The sequence below is a fragment of the Streptomyces rishiriensis genome (genome assembly GCF_030815485.1).
Lineage (GTDB): Bacteria > Actinomycetota > Actinomycetes > Streptomycetales > Streptomycetaceae > Streptomyces > Streptomyces rishiriensis_A.
Genome location: NZ_JAUSWV010000002.1, coordinates 7,767,248 through 7,787,583, shown reverse-complemented (window position 1 = coordinate 7,787,583; position 20,336 = coordinate 7,767,248). Strand labels below are relative to the sequence as shown.

Annotated in this window: 17 protein-coding genes; 4 read left to right on the top strand and 13 right to left on the bottom strand. The window is 71.3% G+C overall.

Annotation, left to right across the window (positions count from 1 at the left end; genetic code table 11):
• Nucleotides 1–7 precede the first annotated feature (7 nt).
• The 5 genes from QF030_RS36925 to QF030_RS36905 form a co-directional block, all read right to left on the bottom strand.
• On the bottom strand, nucleotides 8–1,237 hold the full coding sequence (locus tag QF030_RS36925; protein WP_307166911.1) for an aminotransferase class V-fold PLP-dependent enzyme: 1,230 nt from the start codon (nucleotides 1,235–1,237) through the stop codon (nucleotides 8–10).
• 142 nt (nucleotides 1,238–1,379) lie between these two features.
• On the bottom strand, nucleotides 1,380–1,556 hold the full coding sequence (locus QF030_RS36920) for a hypothetical protein (protein ID WP_307167863.1): 177 nt from the start codon (nucleotides 1,554–1,556) through the stop codon (nucleotides 1,380–1,382).
• A gap of 285 nt (nucleotides 1,557–1,841) precedes the next feature.
• On the bottom strand, nucleotides 1,842–2,564 hold the full coding sequence (locus QF030_RS36915) for an alpha/beta hydrolase (protein ID WP_307166910.1): 723 nt from the start codon (nucleotides 2,562–2,564) through the stop codon (nucleotides 1,842–1,844).
• 51 nt (nucleotides 2,565–2,615) lie between these two features.
• On the bottom strand, nucleotides 2,616–3,437 hold the full coding sequence (locus QF030_RS36910; RefSeq protein ID WP_307166909.1) for a restriction endonuclease: 822 nt from the start codon (nucleotides 3,435–3,437) through the stop codon (nucleotides 2,616–2,618).
• Nucleotides 3,438–3,515: 78 nt separating this feature from the next.
• Complete coding sequence (locus tag QF030_RS36905; protein ID WP_307166908.1) at nucleotides 3,516–3,701, bottom strand: hypothetical protein; 186 nt, start codon at nucleotides 3,699–3,701, stop codon at nucleotides 3,516–3,518.
• A 205-nt stretch (nucleotides 3,702–3,906) separates the two neighbouring features.
• Here QF030_RS36905 and QF030_RS36900 point away from each other — a divergent pair, with 205 nt between their 5' ends.
• A complete protein-coding gene (locus tag QF030_RS36900; RefSeq protein WP_307166907.1) occupies nucleotides 3,907–4,953 on the top strand; it encodes a LacI family DNA-binding transcriptional regulator in 1,047 nt (348 codons plus the stop codon).
• Nucleotides 4,954–5,114: 161 nt separating this feature from the next.
• Here the strand turns inward: QF030_RS36900 and QF030_RS36895 are convergent, their stop codons facing one another.
• The 5 genes from QF030_RS36895 to QF030_RS36875 form a co-directional block, all read right to left on the bottom strand.
• Nucleotides 5,115–6,221, bottom strand: coding sequence for an NAD(P)/FAD-dependent oxidoreductase (locus QF030_RS36895; RefSeq protein ID WP_307166906.1), 1,107 nt, complete (start codon nucleotides 6,219–6,221; stop codon nucleotides 5,115–5,117).
• Nucleotides 6,222–6,648: 427 nt separating this feature from the next.
• Nucleotides 6,649–7,806, bottom strand: coding sequence for a PP2C family protein-serine/threonine phosphatase (locus QF030_RS36890; RefSeq protein ID WP_373428859.1), 1,158 nt, complete (start codon nucleotides 7,804–7,806; stop codon nucleotides 6,649–6,651).
• Nucleotides 7,807–7,924: 118 nt separating this feature from the next.
• A complete protein-coding gene (locus tag QF030_RS36885) occupies nucleotides 7,925–8,683 on the bottom strand; it encodes an IclR family transcriptional regulator (protein WP_307166905.1) in 759 nt (252 codons plus the stop codon).
• Between the two features lie 130 nt (nucleotides 8,684–8,813).
• A complete protein-coding gene (locus tag QF030_RS36880; RefSeq protein WP_307166904.1) occupies nucleotides 8,814–9,500 on the bottom strand; it encodes a hypothetical protein in 687 nt (228 codons plus the stop codon).
• 236 nt (nucleotides 9,501–9,736) lie between these two features.
• On the bottom strand, nucleotides 9,737–11,002 hold the full coding sequence (locus tag QF030_RS36875; RefSeq protein ID WP_307166903.1) for an ROK family transcriptional regulator: 1,266 nt from the start codon (nucleotides 11,000–11,002) through the stop codon (nucleotides 9,737–9,739).
• A 213-nt stretch (nucleotides 11,003–11,215) separates the two neighbouring features.
• Here QF030_RS36875 and mmsA point away from each other — a divergent pair, with 213 nt between their 5' ends.
• From mmsA to QF030_RS36860, 3 genes are all read left to right on the top strand, one after another.
• Nucleotides 11,216–12,766, top strand: a complete 1,551-nt coding sequence (gene mmsA / locus QF030_RS36870; protein ID WP_307166902.1) for a multiple monosaccharide ABC transporter ATP-binding protein — start codon at nucleotides 11,216–11,218, stop codon at nucleotides 12,764–12,766.
• Nucleotides 12,763–14,064: a multiple monosaccharide ABC transporter permease gene (gene mmsB, locus QF030_RS36865; protein ID WP_307166901.1), complete on the top strand. Its 1,302-nt coding sequence runs from the start codon at nucleotides 12,763–12,765 to the stop codon at nucleotides 14,062–14,064. The genes mmsA and mmsB overlap by 4 nt, the downstream gene beginning before the upstream one ends.
• Before the next feature lie 86 nt (nucleotides 14,065–14,150).
• A complete protein-coding gene (locus tag QF030_RS36860) occupies nucleotides 14,151–15,260 on the top strand; it encodes a substrate-binding domain-containing protein (RefSeq protein WP_307166900.1) in 1,110 nt (369 codons plus the stop codon).
• Between the two features lie 108 nt (nucleotides 15,261–15,368).
• Here QF030_RS36860 and QF030_RS36855 read toward each other — a convergent pair whose 3' ends face one another.
• The 3 genes from QF030_RS36855 to QF030_RS36845 all read right to left on the bottom strand — a co-directional run bounded on the left by QF030_RS36855 (nucleotide 15,369) and on the right by QF030_RS36845 (nucleotide 20,315).
• Nucleotides 15,369–17,525, bottom strand: coding sequence for an RICIN domain-containing protein (locus QF030_RS36855; RefSeq protein ID WP_307166899.1), 2,157 nt, complete (start codon nucleotides 17,523–17,525; stop codon nucleotides 15,369–15,371).
• Between the two features lie 130 nt (nucleotides 17,526–17,655).
• On the bottom strand, nucleotides 17,656–19,056 hold the full coding sequence (locus QF030_RS36850) for a ricin-type beta-trefoil lectin domain protein (protein ID WP_373428858.1): 1,401 nt from the start codon (nucleotides 19,054–19,056) through the stop codon (nucleotides 17,656–17,658).
• On the bottom strand, nucleotides 19,038–20,315 hold the full coding sequence (locus QF030_RS36845; RefSeq protein ID WP_307166897.1) for a glycoside hydrolase family 16 protein: 1,278 nt from the start codon (nucleotides 20,313–20,315) through the stop codon (nucleotides 19,038–19,040). Before QF030_RS36845 ends, QF030_RS36850 begins: the two co-directional genes overlap by 19 nt.
• Nucleotides 20,316–20,336 lie beyond the last annotated feature (21 nt).

Below are 20,336 nucleotides of genomic sequence, written 5' to 3'. Positions count from 1 at the left end.
CGCAGGGCTACGACTCCCGTGCCTCGCGGGCCCATTTCTCGACGACGGGCACACAGGTCTCGGCGAAGTACGCGTAGTCGGCCGGGGTGTTGTAGACGTGGGCGGACAGCCGGAGGTAGCCGCGTCCGCCGAAGCTGGTGAACGCGGCCTCCACGCCCAGTCCGGCGCTCGCGCGGTCGCGCAGGGCGTCCGCAGCGACCCGGCTCGTGCCCAGGCCCGCGGGCAGGCGGACCAGCCGCATCCCGGGGACGGGCATGCCGACGTCGACGGGCTCGGCGGGTGTCCCAGCCCGGCCGAAGGCCTCCGCCACGACCCGGGCGCCGTGGTCGGCCAGTTCGTCCATGTAGCGGCGGGCCGTGTCCCAGCCCCAGGTGTCGTCGACGAAGTCCAGTGCGGCGGGTGCGGCCAGGAAGCCGGTGGCGTCGAGCGTGCCCTGGTGGTCGAAGCGGTCCGGGAAGGGTTCGGCCGCGCCCCATGAGTCGATCAGCGGGTGCAGATCCGCCCGTAGCGGGCCGCGGGCGACGAGCGCCGCCGTGCCGCGCGGGGCGCACCCCCATTTGTGGAGGTTGCCCACCCAGGCGTCGCAGACCAGGCCGTCCAGGGGCGCGGCCAGCAGACCGGGGGCGTGCGCGCCGTCGACGAGCAGGGTGATCCCGCGCCGCGCGGCCTCGGCCCCCACCCGGCCGACCGGCATCAGCCGGGCCGTCGCGGAGGTGATCTGGTCCAGGACGATCAGGGCGACCCGGTCGTCCACCTGCGCCGCCACCGCTCGGTACGCCTGCTCGGCATCGGCCGCCAGCGGCACCCGGGCGGTGCGCACGCCGGTCCCCCAGCGGCGGGCCAGCCGCTCCGCGCCCATGGTGACGGCGCCGTAGCCGTGGTCGGTGACCACGATGTCGCCGCCGGGCCGGGCGGCCAGCGCGGCGTAGACGACGCTGGCCCCGGCACTGGCGTTCGGCACGAGCGCCAGGTCCTTCGCCTCGGTCCGCAGCCGGATCGCCACGGCCTCGCGGGCCGCGGCGATCCGGCCGGGCAGCGACGGGAACCACGCGACCGGGGCACGTTCCATCTCGGCCCGCAGGGCGTTCTGCCGCTCCTGCGCCACCCGTGGGACGGCGCCGAACGAGCCGTGGTTGAGATGCCGCAGGTCCGGGTCGAGCGTCCAGGCCTCCCGCGCCGGCCTCCCGTCGCGCAGCGTCAACGGCCGGGGCGCGGCGCCGAGTTCGCCCTCGTTCACGGATCTCCTCGGATCGTCCCTGGTCGGATGCGGCTGCCGGTGCCGGGGCGGGCCCACGCCACCCAGGGCTGCCGGGGGCCTCGGTCGGGCGCTGTCCGGACTTCAGGGCTCAGGGGCCTCGGCAGCTCGCAGGCTCAGAACCTCACGAGAAGAACGACCGCTGCGCGGGCAGGCCGGGGGTGAAGGAGGACGGGGCGCTCATGACCCGGTCCAGGTCTCGCTTGATGCGTTCGGCCTCGCCTCGCACCTGAGCGGGCACGTCGCCGCGTTCGGTGATGAGGCGGTGGTAGATCGGGGTGTCGTCGAAGGCGGGGATCACCTAGGGGGCTCTGCTTTCGTGGACGGTCGGGCAGGCCGACGCGGCAGGACTTGCTTCGGACACGGCCGACGATCCGACGGGGCGAACCGACGTTTTTGCGACGTCTCCTGACGGTTCGTCAGCACAACCGCCCAGGGCGACGTCATCGTATTGTCCCCGATGGCCCGGGTGCGGGTGACCATGGGGGCCCGGAAACGGTCGCGGCGGGCTGCGAACAGGTACCTCGGACGCGCCCCGGCCGCCCACCGAGCGGCCCTCTTCCGCCGGCGCGCGCACCGCCCTACGTCACCACGACAGGGGACCTTCCGCCGCGCAGGCCTCACCGGCCAGGCCCTCCACGACCGGCTCTGTGCCGAGGAGTTGGGCGACGATCGCGGCGGTGGCACGGTGCCAGTCGGCGCATCGCCGGAGCATCGCGTGGTCACCGCCGCGGACGAGGACGATGCCTGCCTGCGCAGCCGCCTGCCGGGCCCGCCGGACGTAGTCCGCGGACTGCCCCGGATCGGTCACCCGGTCGCGGTCCCCGTGCAGCACGACGATCCGCTTCCCGCGGAGATGGCCCACCGGCTCGCCGGTCGGGCACCACGGCGCCAGCGCGAGGACTCCACGCACCGCGGGGTCGGCCGCCGCCCGCAGCGCCGCCCGGCCGCCCATCGAGTGGCCCACCAGGGTCACGGGCACCTCGCCGACCGACCGGCGCAGTTCGTCGAGGGCCCGTACGGTGTCGTGCACGGGGTCCGCGGTCGCGTTCCAGCCCCGGTAGCGGTACCGCACCTCGCCGACCAGCACGTCCTGACGGTCCGTCGCGGCCGCGGCCGCCCGGAGGACGGGACGCATGCGCAGGGCGGCCAGGTGCCAGCCACGCGACGCCTCCCGGCTGTGCTCCCGGCCGCCGTGCAGGACCACGACCGCGGCGCCCGGCGAGCCGGCCGGCCGGTGCCGCACCACCAACGCGGAGGCGCTCCCGCCCGCTTCCCCGAGTGCTTCTCCGCCCGCTTCCTCGCGCACTGTCCGCCGCCTCTCTCGCCGTACATCCGGATCTTCTCGACGGCGGCCGGTTCAGCCCGCCACGAACTCCGGCTCCCACAGCCTCGGGCCCGCCGCTTCCCGCCACTGCCGGAGATCCTCTCCGTCCACGCACACGATGCCGCATTGCCGCGCGTAGTCGACGGCGGGCGCCGTGAAGTCGCCGGTGGTGACGACCGCCGCGACCTCGGCCCCGTGCACGGGGAAGCACGTCCCGCCGAAGCGCTGCATGTCCTGGGAACCGACGCGGTGGGTGTCGCCGTACCGCTTGCACTGGATCACGAGCACGCGTCCGTCGGGAGTCCTCGCCACGACGTCGGCGCCCAGATCACCAGCCCCGCCGACGACCTCCACCTCGGTGCAGCCGTCGCGCCGGCACAGCTCGGCTATCGCCTGCTCGAACTCGTAGGGGTCCAGCTCGTAGGGGTCCACCTCCTCGTAGCGGATCTCCTCGGTGACCGCCTGCACGTCGTCGAGGGGCTGATCGAGCCGGATCGTCGGCGCCATGTCGAGTCCCGCGCCGGCCGGACCCGCGCACACCACGGCAGGCGCGGCGTCGAGGGCGTCGACCACCGTCTCCGTGGCTGCCTCCAGGGACCTCGCGGTGCGGCGCGCGAGCCTCGCCGCCGAGACCCTGCGCTGCCCGCGCCACCCGGCGAGGACAGCGGCGGCGCCGACGAGCACGACCGCGACAGCCCAGCCGGGGCGGCGCTCCGCCGCGGCCACGACGGTGCGGGCGACTGTGCCCAGCAGGACCAGCAGAATGGCGAGCAGCACGAAGTACACGGCGGTGGAACGGAGTTCGAACCGCCGCGGACTGCGCGCGGACTGCGGATCGTGCGGCGGTACGGCCATGGCGGTACGTCCTCCCCGGTACGTCGATGAAGATCATCGAGCGTGTGCCCAGCCCCGGAGGTTCTATCGCAGGAGGAGTCACTGCCCTCCCCGGGCGAACGCGGGCAGCGGGAGTCCGGCGGAGTCGCTCGGTTCGGCCCGGACCGACCTGCCGCGGCAGGCGTGGCGGGTCCCCCGGTGTTCGGCGAGCCGGGAGGGCAGCAGCCGGCCCCGGCCGCCTTCGTCGAGGACCCGGGCCCGGCGCAGCCGACGGAGCGGGGGCATGGGACGGCCGCGTCAGGAAGCGAGGCCGAGCGGCCAAACGTTGAGTGCAACGTTCTCCTGAGAGGGGGCAATACGGCGCACTTCCCCACTGTCGTGTCACGACACCGGGCCGTGAAATCATGAAAAGGCGGCCGGACGGCTCGACCGGGGGCGAGCGATCATGTAGAGCGTTGTATGGAGCACGAGGAATCGGGGGACGCCACGCATGGACTCGACGCCGAAGCGGAAACGCGTCACGATCACGGACGTGGCGCGGCACGCCGGCGTCTCCACCGCGGCGGTCTCCAAGGTGCTGCGCAACGCCTACGGGGTGAGCCCCGCCATGCGGGAGCGGGTCCGCGCCGCCATGGCCGAACTCCACTACCGACCGCACGCCGCGGCCCGCGGCATGCGGGGGCGCACCTACACGATCGGCGTCCTGCTGGACAACATCCGCAACTCCTTCTTCGCCGACATCCTCGAGGGGATCCGCGACCAGCTGCTCGACAGCGAGTACACCGTCCTGATCGGAGCGGCCGGGTTCGGAGCGGACGACCAGACCAGGACCATCCGGTCCATGGTCGACCGTCAGATGGACGGCCTGATCCTGATCGCCCCCGGAGCGCCGCGCAGTGAGGTCCTCACCATGGCGGCCGTCACCCCCACGGTCGTCATCGGCCATCACGACACCGCGGAGGTGCACGACTCGGTGGTGGACGCCGACGGCACCGGAGCGGGACTGACGGTGGACCATCTCGTGTCCCTCGGCCACCGCAGGATCGCCCTGGTGGCCTCGCCCGGAACCAGGGCGAGCCTGTGGAAGCGCACCCCGGAAATCGTGCTGACCAGGGGCTACCTGGAGGCGATGGAGCGGCACGGCCTCCAGGAGCAGGCCCACGTCCTCCAGGCGGCCTACTCCGACGACGGCGGCTACAAGGCCGGCATGCAACTGCTGACCGGTGCCGAGCCGCCCACCGCCATCATGACCGGCGCGGACGTGGCTGCCCTGGGTGTGCTGCGCGCGGCCGACGGGCTGGGACTGCGCGTCCCGGAGGATCTGTCCCTGGCCGGTTACAACAACACCGCCACCGCGGCCCTGGCTCCGGTACAGCTCACCAGCGTCGACCAGGCCGGCCACACGATGGGGGCCACCGCCGCCAAGATGCTCATCGAGCGCGTGGAAGGGCAACGGGACCGCGCCATGCAGACGACGATGACGCCTCGTCTGGTCGTCCGCCGCAGCACGGCCTCGCCTCGCACCGCTGGAGGGTGAGAACGCCGGGTACCGGCAGGCACGAGGGCGTTCGGCGGATCACCGATGGGGGTCGACCTGCGGGCGGTTCACCCCGCCCGCGAGAGCCGAAGACAGCTCGGCTCGGCGAGCCGACCCGGTCGATCGACGGCCGACGGCCGCCGTGGCCCGCGGCAGGTGGTTCAGCCGGCGCTGTAGCCGAGTTGGCGTCTCATGTAGGGGGTCATGAGCGTCTTGGCCTTGGCCAGCACCGAGGTGCGGCTGCCCAGTACGGCGCTCTCGCCGCCCGGCACGGGCAGCACGGTCAACCCGTCGGCGGCACCGAAGGGCACGATCAGCGGGGTGCGCCGGACCGGCCGGTAGAGGCGGGGCTCCTTGCGGTGCCTGCCGGAACTCCTCAGGTGGACGCGGATGTTGTGCGCGGCGAGGTCGGCCTGCGCCAGCGCGGCCGGGGTGATCTTCTGTTCGGTGGCGTCGTTCACGTCACCGACCGCGAACACGTCCGGGCGCCCCTCGACCCTGAGCCTGCGGTCGACCTTGATGTGTCCGGCCGCGTTCAGCCAGTCGCCGTGTCCGGCCAGCCGCAGCCAGAGCGTGTTGGGCGTGGTCCCCGTCGCCCAGAAGGAGAGGTCCGCGTCGATGACGTGGCCGCGCGCGTCGCGGTAGGTGCCGAAGTCGTTGCCGGGGGACATGAACGAGTCGAGGCGCACCTCCACGTCGTGGGATTCCAGCCAGGCGAGGGCTCGGCGCCCGGCCCGCTCGCTGCCGGAGTAGTCGAGCAGCGCCCTCCCGGCGTGGGCGAGTGTGACCCGGGCGTCCGGTCGGGCCAGGCGTATCTCGGCGCTGAGCTCGACGCCGGAGGGCCCACCGCCGACGACGAGGACGTGTTCGGCGGCGGCGACCTTGCGCTGGTGGCCTGCGAGGGACGTGATCGTCTCCTCGGTGGTGGTGCCGGTGAAGCGGGCCGGTTCGGGGTAGTCGGCGCCGGTGGCGATCACGACGACGTCATAGGGAAGCCGTTCGCCCGTCGCCAGCACGACCTGCCGGCCGTCGGTGTCGATGCCGACCGCCTTGCCGACGACCACCCGGCCGTCGCGCAGCAGCCGGTCGTACGGGATGAAAGGGGTGACCGACCACTCCGGGCGCACGCCGGCCCGGAGCGAGGCGATGCGGTGGAAGAACACCTCTTTGCGGTCCACCAGGGTGACCCGGGCCGTCGTGTCGAGTCGTTTCGCCAGCCGGACGCCCGCGTAGCCTCCGCCGATCACCACTATGTCGCCGTCGCGCACGCGCGTCTCCTGAGGATGGGGGAAGCGAGCGGCGCGCCGTGGGGCTGCTCGGCCGCTCGAACTGCCGACGAGCGTAGCGCTTGAACTTTTAAGTTCAGGTGGAGGCGTGTGCAGTTGTGTGCACGTTCGGTGAAGTCCCCGAGGCCCGATCCAGGCCGCTCGCGGCGGGTCGCGCAGCAGCGCGCCGATCCCTCGGACGGGCAGCCGGGATCCCGCACCAGGACCGGGGCGGCGATGTACTCACCGAGCGGCAGGGCCACGGTCCTTGGCCCGGGCCTTGACCGGCTCCCCGCGTGCTCGTCCTCGACGCGCGCGCCCGACCCTGTCTTCGCCGGACGCCGACGGCAACAGCTGTTACCGGTACGCGGCAGTCCCCTGTCGGAAGGTCGCCCGGCATCGGGTTCGGCACCCCCCGCGGATGCGGCCGTCATGCCGCCTGGTCACCCAACAGTTCCTCCGGGCCAGCCTGTTGGGGGACCGAGGGCGCGGCGGCGACCGGCTTGCGGATCAGGAGCAGGGCCGCGTCGTCGTGGAGCCGACCGCCGACGTGTGCCAGCAGTTCCTCGTGGATCGCGTCCACCGTGCGCTCCGGCTCGTCGCAGAGGTGGCGTGAGAGGCCCTCGACGAGCGGGTAGAACTCGCGGTGACCGTCCCGGGCTTCGACGACCCCGTCCGTGTAGAGCAGCAGTTGGTCCCCGTCGGCGAAGGGCAGTACCTGAAGGCTCGGCGTCTGGTCGGTGAGGGCGCGCAGCCCGAGAGGCGGCGCGGGGTGCGTGGGCTCCACCGCCGTGACGCTTCGGGAGTCGCTCACCAGCAGCGGCGGCGCGTGTCCGCAGTTCACCACCTCCAGCTCGCCCGGGCGCGGGTATCCGGCGACCACGGCGGTGACGAAGTCGTCCGTACCGAGGTTGCGCGCGAGGCTCCGCTCGATCCGGTCGACGACGGCGAGGAGATCGGGTTCGTCGTAGGCGGCCTCCCGGAAGACACCCAGGACGAGTGCGGCGGTCCCGACGGCGGGCAGCCCCTTGCCTCGCACATCACCGACGATCAGCCGTACGCCGAAGGGCGTGGGCACCAGCGCGTAGAGATCGCCGCCGATCCTGGCCTCCGCGGCCGCGGCGCTGTAACGGACGGCGACCTCGAAGGGACCGACGGTCGCCCGGACCGGCCTGAGCAGCGCGTGCTGGGCGGCCTCGGCCACCGACCGGACGTCCGCGAGGACCCGCTCGCGGCGTCCGCGCAGCGCGCTGGCCAGGGCACTGGCCAGGGTGACGGCCACCAGGGCGGCCAGGACGGCCGCCACCTCGCGGCCGGGAGCACCCACCCGGGCGCCGAGCGTGGTGCCGACCACCGCGGCGAGGAGGCCGACGCAGAAGACGCCGCGGGGGCCGTTCGTGGTGGCGGCCAGCGCGGGCCCCGCCGCCAGCAGAGGCAGCCAGATCATCCCCGCCTCGCCGAAGAGACCGACGAGCATGATGACGAGAAGGATCAGGACCGGCAGCAGAGGACCCACCACCCGGTGCCTGAACGATCGGAACAGCCGTGTCGGGAAGTGGTCGCCGCCATGGTTGCGCGCATGACTCATGCTTCGTCCGCAGTCCTCACCTGTGGGTGCGCCGGGGCACTTCGGAAATGTCCGTTTCCTCTAGAGAACGGGATCGCCCCACCGCTCACAAGGATCAGCTTTTCAGATAGTGAAACGATCACATCGTCAGGGAAAGTCCCCTGGTCACGCGGCTCGCGGTCGGGAGCAGCCGCTCCCGCACCCGCTCCAGCCGCGACAGCCGGTCGACCGGCAGCGAGACGCCGAGCGAGCCGAGGGTGTCGCCGCTCCAGACGGGCACGGCGACACAGACCGTGCCGAGGGCGTACTCCTCCAGGTCGGTGACGGCCGGGGCCACCGGCGAGGAGTCCAGTTGCCGCAGCAGTTCGGGGGCGCTGGTGATGGTCCTCGGCGTGAGGTCGGCGAGGTGATGGCGGGAGAGGTAGTCCTTGCGGGCTTCCTCGTCCAGTTCCCGCAGTACCGACTTGCCGAGCGCGGTGGCGTGTCCCGCGTCCTCGAATCCGACCCAGAGGTCCACGCGGGGCGCCCGGGGGCCGTCGACGATCTCGGCGACCCGGATCTCCCCGTCCTCGTAGAAGGTGAGGTAGGCGGCGGTCGCGAGTTCGTCCCGCAGCGCGGCGAGGGCGGGCCGGATCCGGTTGAGCAGCGCCTGCCCGTGGCCGGCGGTGTGCAGGGTCTGCAGCCGGTCCCCCATGACGAACCCGCCGTCCGGCAGTTTTCGCAGGTAGCCGTCGTGGACGAGGGTCCGCAGCAGGTGGTAGGCGGTGGCCAGGGGCAGGCCCGTCTCGCGTGCCAGTTGCTTCGCCGGCGCGCCGTTCTCGTGAGCGCTCGCCGCCTCCAGCAGACGGAAGGCCCGCTGCACGGAGGTGATGAGCGTGGGACCGTCCCGCACACCCATGGGACCAGCGTGCGCCCGACACCGGTCCCGGGCAAGGCGCGCGGCCCCGGGGAGCCTGCCGGACGCGGGACGCGGGAGAGTCGGCCGACGGCGGACCCGGGCGGGTGGGCCGGCGCGTGGGTCGTGCGGATCACCGACGGGCAACTCGGCGTCCCGGCCGCTTGAAGTGGGCGTACGGCGGATACGGCTTGAAGCTGATCATCACTTCCAGGGGGTGCCCGCCGCCGGGTGGCTGGACCAGTGCCGGGAGCGCCGTCATCAGCGCCGAGCGGCCTTTCGCGACCCCCTTCTGACGCGGGCCCCAGCCCGCCGCCGCGGCGAGGTCCGTGGCCGTCTCGGCGAAGACCTCCCTGCTGCCGAACAGGAAGAACGTGCCCGCGTGCGTGGCGTGCCGCAGCTCGTCCCGGAAGTCGGCCCGCCGGCAGCGCTCCCGCCAGGATGCGGCGTCCCGGGCGGTGCGCGCCTCGTCGGTGCCGACGGTCAGCGGGGTGCCGTTCACCAGCTTGCGCCGCAGCCCGGGCCACTTGCTGGGGCGCAGGCCGAGTGTGTGGTGGACCAGGACCAGGTCGACCCGCTCGCCGATGCCCTCGTCGGGCGGAAGGCCGTCGCGCAGCGGGACGTGGACGATCGTGTGCCGCGAGTAGGCGGCGAAGGAGAACAGGCCCGCGAGCCGGTTCAGTCCGTCGTGGTCGCCGAGCAGCAGGCCGATGGGCCGGGGGGCGCTCAGCGAGGTGTGGCGGAGGGGGCGGCGGGGCTGGACGACCCGGTGTTCGTGCGGCCCGGTCCGGGGTCTGAACTGGCGCAGCCTCAGCTGCACGGGGAGTACCTCATGGCGTCAGGATCGCGGGTGGCCGCCCCTGCCGGCAACGGAGATTCCCGCGCCCCGTGTGCCTGCCCACCGAGCCGCTCCGGGCGCGAGCGGCCGGCCGCTTCACGCGCGTCCAGGACCGCCGCCGCGGTGCGTGACCAGGACACGGATCCGCGGCGTGCGGCGAGCCGCAGCCCAAGGCTCCGGCTCCCGGACGGGCCTGGCGACGGGAGTGCGCCCGCCCGTCACATCCCGCCGGAGGCCGCCTCCGTGCCCAGCAGGGCCGACAGTCGCGGGGAGTACGTGGCGTGCAGGACGAGTGCCGCGCTGCCCACCACCGCCGCGTCCGTGCCGAGCCAGGACGCCTCGACCTCGACGACCCGGACATGACGGGACAACGGCCGTGCGGCCAGCGCGGCGGCGACGACCTCGACGTACCGGGACTCGACGTGCTGGATGCCGTGGCCGCCGAGGACGATCAGGTCCACGTCGAGGAAGTTGGCGATGTCGACCGCGACCGAGGCGACGTGCTCCGCGGTCTCGTCGATGACCGCCGCCGCGACCGGGTCGCCGGCCGCCGCGGCCACCCCGATGGCGGCGTGGTCGACCGCCTCGGGATCCTCGGCGAACACCCGGGCCAGCGCACTGTCCGGATGCGGTTCTGCGGCAAGCCTGCGGTGCACCTCGGCGACGATCGCCGTGGGGTTCACGAGCCGCTCCAGGCACCCCCGGTTGCCGCAGTAGCACTCCGGTCCCTCGGGCAGCACCGAGGAGTGTCCGAACTCGCCCGCGTTGAGTGAACCGCCCCGGTACACCTGGTGGTTGAGGATGAGGCCGCCGCCGATGCCGGTGCCGAAGAAGAAGTACGCGAAGTCCGCCACGCCCTTGCCCTTGCCCGACCAGCGTTCGCCGACCGCGGCGGCGGTGGCGTCGTTGTCCAGGGTCACCGGCAGGCCGGTCGCCTCGCTCAGCATGTGCTGCACCGGCACCCGCGTCCAGCGGGCGAGCTGGGGCGCGCCGACGATCGCGCCCGCCTCGAGGTCGATCGGACCGGGGGTGGCGAGCCCCAGTCCGAGGACCTTGCCGCGGGCGACCCCCGTCTCGGCCAGCACGTCGGCGACCAGTTCCGCCATGTCCTTGACGACCTGGGCCGGGTCGGTGGCGGGGTCCGTGGGGCGCTTCTTGACGACCAACGGCCGGCCGAGCAGGTCGACCACGGTGCAGCTGAGCTCCACGGGATCGAAGTGGAGGCCGACGGCGTTGCCCGCCTCGGCGTTGATCCGCAGGGTGGTGCGGGGCTTCCCGCCGCTGGACACCCTGCTCGCGCCGTCCTCGCGCACGATGCCCTCGTCGAGCAGCCGCCGCACGATGCCGGAGACCGTCTGCGGGGTGAGGCCCGTGTGCTGGGCGATCTCGACCCGGCTGATGCCGTCGGCGAGCTGGATCTGGTCCAGGACGACGGCCCGGTTGTATCGCCCGACCTTGGGAAGGTTCGTTCCTGCCTGCCGCACGCACGGTCCTCTCTCGTTTCCCCCTACAACCTATCCCTCGCAGCCCATTGACTTAGTAAAACAAATGGATTTAGTGTCCGGACCCGCAGACGAAATCTCGGACACGAAGGCACAGGGCAGTGCCATCGGAGGCAAGTTGATGTCCATGCAATGCCGCAGGCCCGCGTACCCGGGCACGCATCGGCGCGTCCCCGGCGGTGGGGAGCACCGCTCATGACGCCCACCGCCCCGACCCTGCTGGAGATGCGGTCGATCACCAAGACCTTCCCCGGCGTCACCGCGCTCGCCGACGTCACTCTCGTCGTGCGGGAGGGCGAGATCCACGCGATCTGCGGCGAGAACGGCGCCGGCAAGTCCACTCTCATGAAGGTGCTCAGCGGGGTGCACCCGCACGGCAGCTACACCGGCGAGATCGTCTACCGCGGCGAGCAGGTCCGGTTCCACGACATCCGGGCCAGCGAGCAGGCCGGTATCGCGATCATCCATCAGGAACTGGCCCTGGTGCCCGGTATGTCGATCACCGAGAACCTGTTCCTCGGGAACGAACCGCGCCGCCGCGGCGCCATCGACTGGAAGACGGCGCAGCGCCGGGCTCTGCAGCTGATGGAGCAGGTCGGGCTCCGGGAGGACCCGGACACCCTGATCAAGGACATCGGCGTCGGCAAGCAGCAACTCGTCGAAATCGCCAAGGCGTTCGCGAAGGACGTGAAGCTGCTGATCCTCGACGAGCCCACCGCGGCCCTCAACGAGGACGACTCGCAGCATCTGCTCGACCTGCTGCGCGGCTTCCGTGAGCGGGGCATCACCTCGATCATCATCTCGCACAAGCTGAACGAGATCGAGGCGGTCGCCGACACCATCACGATCCTGCGCGACGGCCGCACGATCGAGAGCCTCGACGTGCGGGCCGACGGCGTCAACGAGGACCGCATCGTGCGGGGCATGGTCGGCCGTGAACTCGACAGCCGCTTCCCCGACCGCACACCCGACATCGGCGAGATCTTCTTCGAGGTCCGCGACTGGACGGTACGCCATCCCAGTTCGGACGAGCGGATGGTGTGCAAGGGCTCGACGTTCCACGTCCGCCGCGGGGAGATCGTCGGTTTCGCGGGGCTCATGGGCGCGGGACGCACCGAACTCGCGATGAGTCTCTTCGGCCGCTCCTACGGCACCTGGCTGTCGGGGCGGGTGTTCAAGGACGGCGAGGAGATCCGGCTGAAGACGGTGTCGGACGCCATCCGGCACGGCCTGGCCTACGTCAGCGAGGACCGCAAGTCGATCGGCCTCAACCTGCTGGACGACATCAAGACCTCGATGGTGGCCGCCAAGCTGTCGAAGATCGCCCGGCGTCGCGTCATCGACCCGGTGCGCGAGCACCGCGTCGCCGAGGAGTACCGCCGGAGCCTGCGGATCAAGACGCCCAGCGTCGACGAGGGTGTCGTCAAGCTCTCCGGCGGCAACCAGCAGAAGGTCGTCCTGGCCAAGTGGATGTTCACCGACCCGGACCTGCTGATCCTCGACGAGCCGACCCGCGGCATCGACGTGGGCGCCAAGTTCGAGATCTACGGGATCATCCAGCGGCTCGTCGCCCAGGGCAAGGGGGTCGTCGTCATCTCCTCCGAGCTGCCCGAGCTGATCGGCCTGTGCGACCGGATCTACACGGTGTTCGAGGGCACCATCACGGGCGATGTGGCGCGTGCCGACGCCGACCCGGAACTCCTGATGAAGCAGATGACCGCTACCAAGAAGAGCCCCACTCCATGAGCCGAATAACCGACCTTCAGAAGAACCTCTTCGGAGGCACGACCTCCAACGCCCGACAGTTCGGCATGATCTCCACCCTGGTGGCGATCGTCCTGCTGTTCCAGATCTGGACCGACGGCCTGACGCTCACGTCCGGCAATCTCATCGCGGTCGTCAGCCAGTACTCCTACATCCTGATCCTGGCCATCGGGATGCTGATGGTGATCGTCGCGGGGCACATCGACCTGTCGGTCGGCTCCGTGGCCGCGTTCACCGGCATCGTCGTCGCCAAGGCGATGCAGGAGTACGACCTGCCGTGGCCCCTGGGCATCGCGCTCGGCCTGCTCGTCGGCGCGGCGATCGGTGCCTGGCAGGGCTTCTGGGTCGCCTACATCGGCGTGCCGGCCTTCATCGTGACCCTCGCCGGCATGCTGCTGTTCCGCGGCGGCAACCAGTACATCGGCAACGCCGACACGGTTCCGGTGCCCGAGGGCTTCCGCAAGATCGGCGCGGGCTTCCTGCCCGAGGTCGGGCCGGACACCGGATACAACAACCTGACGCTGCTGCTCGGGGCGGCCGCCTGCGCGGGCGTGCTGTGGCGTGAATGGCAGGCGCGCCGGACCCGCCGCGAGATGGAGGCCGACCTGGCACCGCTGTGGGTCACGGGCATCCGGCTGGCCGTCATGTTCGGCGTGATCGTCTTCGCGACGCTGCGCTTCGCCGGCGGCCGGATCGGCACCAGCCTGCCGATCTCCGGCATCATCCTGGTCGTTCTGGTCCTCGCCTACTCGCACTACACCCGCAACACCATCGGCGGCCGGCACATCTACGCCGTCGGCGGCAACGCGCGAGCGGCCGAACTGTCCGGTGTGAAGCTCAAGCGGGTCAACTTCCTCGTGATGACGAACATGTCGATACTGGCCGCGCTGGCCGGCATGATCTTCGTGGCCCGGTCCTCGGCCTCCGGCCCGCAGGACGGCCTGAGCTGGGAACTGGACGCCATCGCGGCCGTGTTCATCGGCGGCGCGGCGGTCTCCGGCGGCCTGGGCACCGTCAGCGGCTCGATCGTCGGCGGGCTGGTCATGGCACTGCTCAACAACGGCCTCCAACTGGAGGGCGTGGGATCCGACATGGTGCAGATCATCAAGGGGCTCGTCCTCCTGCTCGCCGTCGCCTTCGACGTCTACAACAAGAGCCAGGGACGGTTCTCGGTCATCGGCGCGCTGACGCGCCCGTTCCGGCGGGACGACCCGGCGGCGCCGGCTCCGCCCGCGGCACCGGACTCCGGCACCGCCGACAAGACGAAGGTCGCGGGCTGACCGCAGAGCCCGCACCGCCTCCGCCGCGTCCGACGGCACATCGCACACCAGCAATCAGCACACCGTACGAAGGGGCCAACTCCACCATGCGCACACTCGTCATCAGAAGCATCGCCGCCGTCGGCGCCGCCGCCCTGCTCACCCTGGGGACGGCCTGTTCCAACGAACGCGAGGGTTCCACCGGCAGCGACAGCGCCGACGCCAAGGGCTTCGCCAAGGACTCCCTGATCGGCGTCGCCCTGCCCGCCAAGACCTCGGAGAACTGGGTGCTCGCCGGCGACCTGTTCACCGACGGGCTGAAGGACTCCGGCTTCAAGGCCGACGTCCAGTACGCGGGCGCCTCGACCACCGTCGCCGACCAGCAGGCGCAGATCTCCTCGATGGTCACCAAGGGCGCGAAGGTCATCGTCATCGGCGCGACCGACGCCTCGCAGCTCGCGACCCAGGTCAAGCAGGCCAAGGACGAGGGCGCCGTCGTCATCGCCTACGACCGGCTCATCACCAACACCCCCGACGTCGACTACTACATCGCCTTCGACAACTTCAAGGTCGGCCGGCTCCAGGGCCAGGCCCTGGTGGACGGGATGAAGGCGAAGAAGCCGAAGGGTCCCTGGACGATCGAGATGTTCTCCGGATCACCGGACGACAACAACTCCAAGGTCTTCTTCGACGGGGCGATGGATGTGCTGAAGCCCTTGATCGACAAGGGCGACATCGTTGTCGGCTCGGGCCAGACCGACATCAAGCAGACCGCGACCCAGGGCTGGAAGGCCGAGAACGCCCAGCAGCGCATGGACTCGCTGCTGACCTCGGCCTACGGGGGCAAGAAGACCCTCGACGGCGTCCTGTCCCCCAACGACACCCTCGCCCGCGCGATCCTCACCTCGGTGAAGGGGGCCGGCAAGCCGGTCCCGGTCGTCACCGGTCAGGACTCCGAGGTCGAGTCGGTGAAGTCGATCATGGCCGGCGAGCAGTACTCGACCATCAACAAGGACACCCGCAAGCTCGTCGCGGAGACCGTCAACATGGTCAAGGCCCTCCAGAAGGGCGACAAGCCGGCCATCAACGACACCAAGTCGTACGACAACGGCAAGAAGGTCGTCCCCTCCTACCTCCTGCCGCCCGTGATCGTGACGAAGGAGAACGCGGCCGAGGCCTACGCGAACGACCCCAAGCTGGCAGCGCTCACCAAGTGACACCGACCACCGCCTCCGCCCGCCCCGAAAGGCTCTCCGGGGCGGGCGGAGGCGGTCACGCGCCAGGGGCCCGGGCACAGCGGGTGTCGGCCCGCCGCACCTGACGGCTCACGGGTAGCTCACCAGGTTGGCCACGTTGGTGCCGGAGTCGGACGGCCCGCCCCGGTCGTTGATGACGTGCCGGATGGTTCCGGTGCCGCCGAGCGAGACCGTCACCATGTTCCGGAAGCGCACGTTCGGGTTGGCCGGCACCTCGAAGGCGTGCTCGGCGGCGACGCTCGGGTTGACGTTGAAGTAGCAGTAGCTGCCGAGTCCGTACGCCTGGTGGCTGGTGACCGAGTTCGCGACCTTGTAGGCGGCGTAGCCCTGGGTGGAGCCGTTCATCCAGGCGGCCTGGTTGGGCGGGTCGTAGGGCATCTCGTTCTGGTAGAAGTACGTCCGGCCGCCGTTGCCGTTCCAGAGGGTCTGGTGCTTCTGGTAGTGCTCGACGAACAGGCCGTACATGGTGACGTCGTCGCCGTTGACGACGAGTCCGGTGTCGGCGGTGTTGGTGTTCCAGCCGATGCCGGTGCCGTGGTCGCCGCGCCAGATCCACATGTGGTCGCCGATGACGTCGTCGCTGTTGACGACGAGGCTGGTGGTCGCCTTGCCCACGGCGGCCCCGCCGACCCGGAAGTAGACGTCGTGGAGGGAGGTGGGGTTCGCCGTGTGGTCGGCGGCGGCGCCGGCCGGGCCGATCTCCATGAGCGTCTGCGAGTTGATGGTACCGGCGTCGAAGAGCACACCGGCGACCTTCACTCCGTCGACGTCGGCGACGGTCATGGCGGTGACGCCGTTGTCCGGGACGAACGTGGCGAGGCCGAGACCGAGCACGACCGTGTCGGGCCGGGTCACGCGCAGGGTCTGGTTCAGGTGGTACACACCCGGGGTGACCAGCAGGTTCTTACCCTCGGCGAGCGCGGCGTTGATCTGTGCCGCGGTCGCGCCCGGCTTGACGACGAAGAACTGGTCGATGCCGAGCGAGCTGCCCGCGGCGGTTCCGGTCGCCCAGGTGGTGGCCGAGGAATCGGCCCGCACGGAGGGGACGAACACCTTGTAGGCGCCGGCGGCGTCCACGTAGAGGAAGGGCTTCTCCCGCACGGTGGGGGTCTGGGCGACCGTGGTGTAGGGCGGGTTGGGGAAACTGTTGCCGGGCACGCCCTGGCTGCCGACGAAGACCATGTTCCAGTTGGACCCGGTCCAGCTGCCGAGTTGGGAGTTCCGGGTCAGCCATTGCTGCTGGGTGCCGGAGCGCACCTGACCGTCGATCTTGCTGTCGGCCATGAACCCGCCGCTGGACCAGCCGCCGTCACTCAGCTCCAGGTTGCCGCGGACGTGCATGCGGCGGTAGCCGGACGCCTGGGAGACCGCCCACCGGTCGGTGCCGCCGGTCGGGTTGACCGACAGGTTCTCGGCTCCGCGCCAGAAGTTCTGGGTGGCGTTCTGCGGCGGGAACCAGTCGGCCTCCACATGCACGGCGCCGTTGATCGTGACCGAGTCGGGTGACTGGCCGAGGCCCAGCACCTGGGTGTAGAAGCCGACGTTGACGTCGTTGCTGTACGTGCCGGGCTTGAACATGACCGCGTAGCGCTGGGAGCCGAACTGGTTCGTCTCCTGCTGCTGGAAGATCGAGTTCAGCCGGCTCTGGATGGTGGCCGACGGCATCGAGGGGTCGAAGACGACGACGTTCGGCCCGAGGTCGACGTCCCCGGGGGCGGTGCTCACGGGCGCGACCTGGAAGCGCTGGGCGGCCGTGCCGTTGCACGTGTACTGCACCAGCTGGACGCTGTCGGCCGTCGAGGCGGACGGCACGTCGAGGCATTTGCCGCTGTTGCGGTTGACGAAGTGGTAGGCGCCGCCGCCCTCGTCGACGGCCTGCCACTGCTGGTTGGCGCCGCCGCCGTACGTCCACAGGTGCACGGCCGCGTTGTCGGCGGTGGACACGTCACTCACGTCCACGACCTGCTGGGCGTCGTTGCGGTTGTCGATCCGCACGAAGCCGTCGCCGGTCGGGGTGAACCTCCACTGCTGGGCGGTGCTGCTGTTGCAGGCGTACTGCTGCACGGCGGTGCCGTTCACGGTCGCGGCGGACCGGGCGTCCAGGCATTTGCCGCTGCCGGAGTTCACAGCCGTGGACCAGCCGGTGGGAAGGACGGTGGCCGCGTCGGTCGCGGCCCGGGAGGACTGGACGCCGGTGAGGACCGAGACGGCCGTGGCCGCGGCCACGGAAGCCGCGATCCACGGGCCGGCTAGGGATGGTCGGGAGATGCGGAGCACGTCTTCTCCTGTGCCGCCGGGGCGGCTTGAGTGGGGATCGGGGAAGGCAGGAGCGTGGCAGGCCGGGGGTGCGGGCAGGTCAGCCGGCGTACTGCGCGAAGACCCGGGTGAAGTCCCAGGGCTGCTGGGACACGCCCGAGCAGGTGTCGGCGCCGCCGCCGGTGCAGGGCCGGTCGCGGTTGACCGACCAGAAGGTCAGCCGGGCCAGGTGACGCTGCTGGGCGTACGCCAGGATGGTGCGGAAGTCGGCGACGGTCACCGTCTCGCTGTTGTCCGTGATGCCGTTCATCGACGAGATGCCGGTGTGCCGGTAGGCCTGGTCGTCCGAGTAGCCGTAGGCGTTCTTCACCGCGGTCTTGAGCCCCTCGGCGGCCTGGACGGTGAGCCGGCCCATGCCCTGTCCCGCGCCGCCGAAGTCGAACGGCATGATCGTCCAGCTGTCCACGGTGAGTCCGGAGGCGGCGGCCCTGCCGATCAGGCTGCTGTCGGGGCCGCTCTGTCCGGTGCCGAAGGTGACGTACACCTTGATGCCGGCGTTGCCGGCCCTGACGATCTTCAACGCGTCGACGGTGCGCTGCTGCACGGCCGGGCTGTCGTAAGCCGCCGCCTCGATGTCGATGTCGATCGCCTTGAGCCCGTAGGCGTTGATGACCTTCTGGTACGCGGCGGCCAGCTCGCTCGCGCTGCCGCAGGAGCTCTCGAGCTTGTTGCCGCTCCACCCGCCGAAGGACGGGATCACGTCACCGCCGGCTCCGCGCACGGTGGCGACGGTCTGCTGGTCGACGCCCCCGGTCAGCGGGCGGCTGCCGTCCCACTGGGGATTGCAGTAGCCGTTGCTGAGGACGAAGGCGAGCGTGAACCATTTGACGCCGGTCGCGTTCATCACGGTGGTGGGGCTGGGCGGGCTGCCCCAGCCGTTGTACAGGTAGGGCGCGACGGCCATGGCGCCCGGTCCTGGCGCCGGCTCCCCTCCCCCGGGCGCCGTCCACTTCTGGTTGGCGGATCCGGTGCAGGTCCAGATCTGCAGCCGGGTGCCGTTGGCGGAGCTGTTGCCCGTCGCGTCCAGGCACTTGTCCGCCTGCGGGTTGACGATGTCGTGGGCGGCGGTGACGGTCCACTGCTGCGCCGCGCTGCCGTTGCAGTCCCACAGCTGGGTCCGGGTTCCGTCGACGGTGCCGCCCGACGCCACGTCCAGGCACTTGCCGAGCGCGCGGATCGTGCCGTCGCCGCCCACCGTCCACTGCTGCGCCGCGCTGCCGTTGCAGTCGTAGAGCTGGACGGCCGTGCCGTTGGCCGTGGCGGCACCCGAGATGTCGACACACTTGCCGCCGATCCCCGTGATCTGCCCGGCGGCCGCCGCGGCGCCGCTCGCCGGCGTGCCGTTCACGCCGGTGAGCAGCGCGGCCGCGGCCACGGCGCCCAGCGCGCCGCGCACCACGCGGCGGTGCGGGAACCTGCTGGTCATCGGGTCACCGTCCATTTCTGCTGAGCGGCGCCGGTACAGGTCCAGATCTGCAGCCGGGTGCCGTTGGCCGAGCTGCCGCCCGTGGCGTCCAGGCACTTGTTCGCCTGCGGGTTGACGATGTCGCGGGCTGCGGGGACGGCCCACTGCTGGGCCGCGGATCCGTTGCAGTCCCAGAGCTGGACGGGGGTGCCGTCGGCGGTGCCGCCCGAAGCGACGTCCAGGCATTTGCCGAGCGCCCGGATCGTGCCGTCGGCCCCCACGGCCCACTGCTGGGCGGCGGTGCCGTTGCAGTCGTACAGCTGCACGGCCGTGCCGTTGGCGGTGTTGGCCCCGGCCACGTCCACGCACTTGCCGGCGAGGCCGGTGATGGGTCCGGCGCCGCCCGGCTGGGTGGTGTCGGTGCTCACGCGGACGTAGTCGACCAGGAGTTGCTGGGGGAAGGCCGTGCTGCCGTCGGGGTCCCCGGGCCAGTAGCCGCCGACCGCGAGATTGAGGATCAGGAAGAACGGCTTGTCGAAGACCCACTGCCGGCCGCCGAGGTCGGCCGGGGTGCGCCGCTGATAGACGGTGCCGTCGACGGACCAGGTGATGGCGTTCGGGCTCCAGTCGACGGCGAAGGTGTGGAAGGCGTCGGCGAAGGCCTGGCCGCCGGGCAGGGTGTACCCGGCCCCGATGCCCCCGGAGCCGGAGTATCCCGGGCCGTGCAGGGTGCCGTGGACGGTGGCCGGCTCGAAGCCCACGTTCTCCATGACGTCGATCTCGCCCGAGGCGGGCCAGCCGACCTGGCCGATGTCGTTGCCCAGCATCCAGAAGGCGGGCCACATGCCCTGTCCGCGCGGGACCTTCATCCGCGCTTCGACCCGGCCGTAGGTCGTGGTGAACCGGCCGGCCGTGTTGAGCCGGGCCGAGGTGTACTCACAACGGCCGTACCAGCACTGGTAGTTGTCCGGGTTCTCCCGGCGGGCGGTGATCACCAGATGGCCCTGGCCGTCCAGAGCGGCGTTGCGGTTGCCCGCGGTGTAGTACTGCCGCTCGTGGTTGCTGACGTTGTCTCCGGTCTCGACTTGCCATCGGGCGCCGTCCACGGCGGCGCCGGCGGGACCGTCGAACTCCTCGGAGAACGTGACGGCGGCCGCCTGAGGGGCGGCGGCGCCGGCGGACGATTCCGCCGCACTGAGGGACAGACCCAGCGCGGATCCGGTGGACAGCGACGCGAAGACGAGGATCGAGGCCAGCGACAACAGCAGGCGCCGGGGCGGGCGCGGAGAGGCCATGGCTCTCCCTTCCTGGCACAT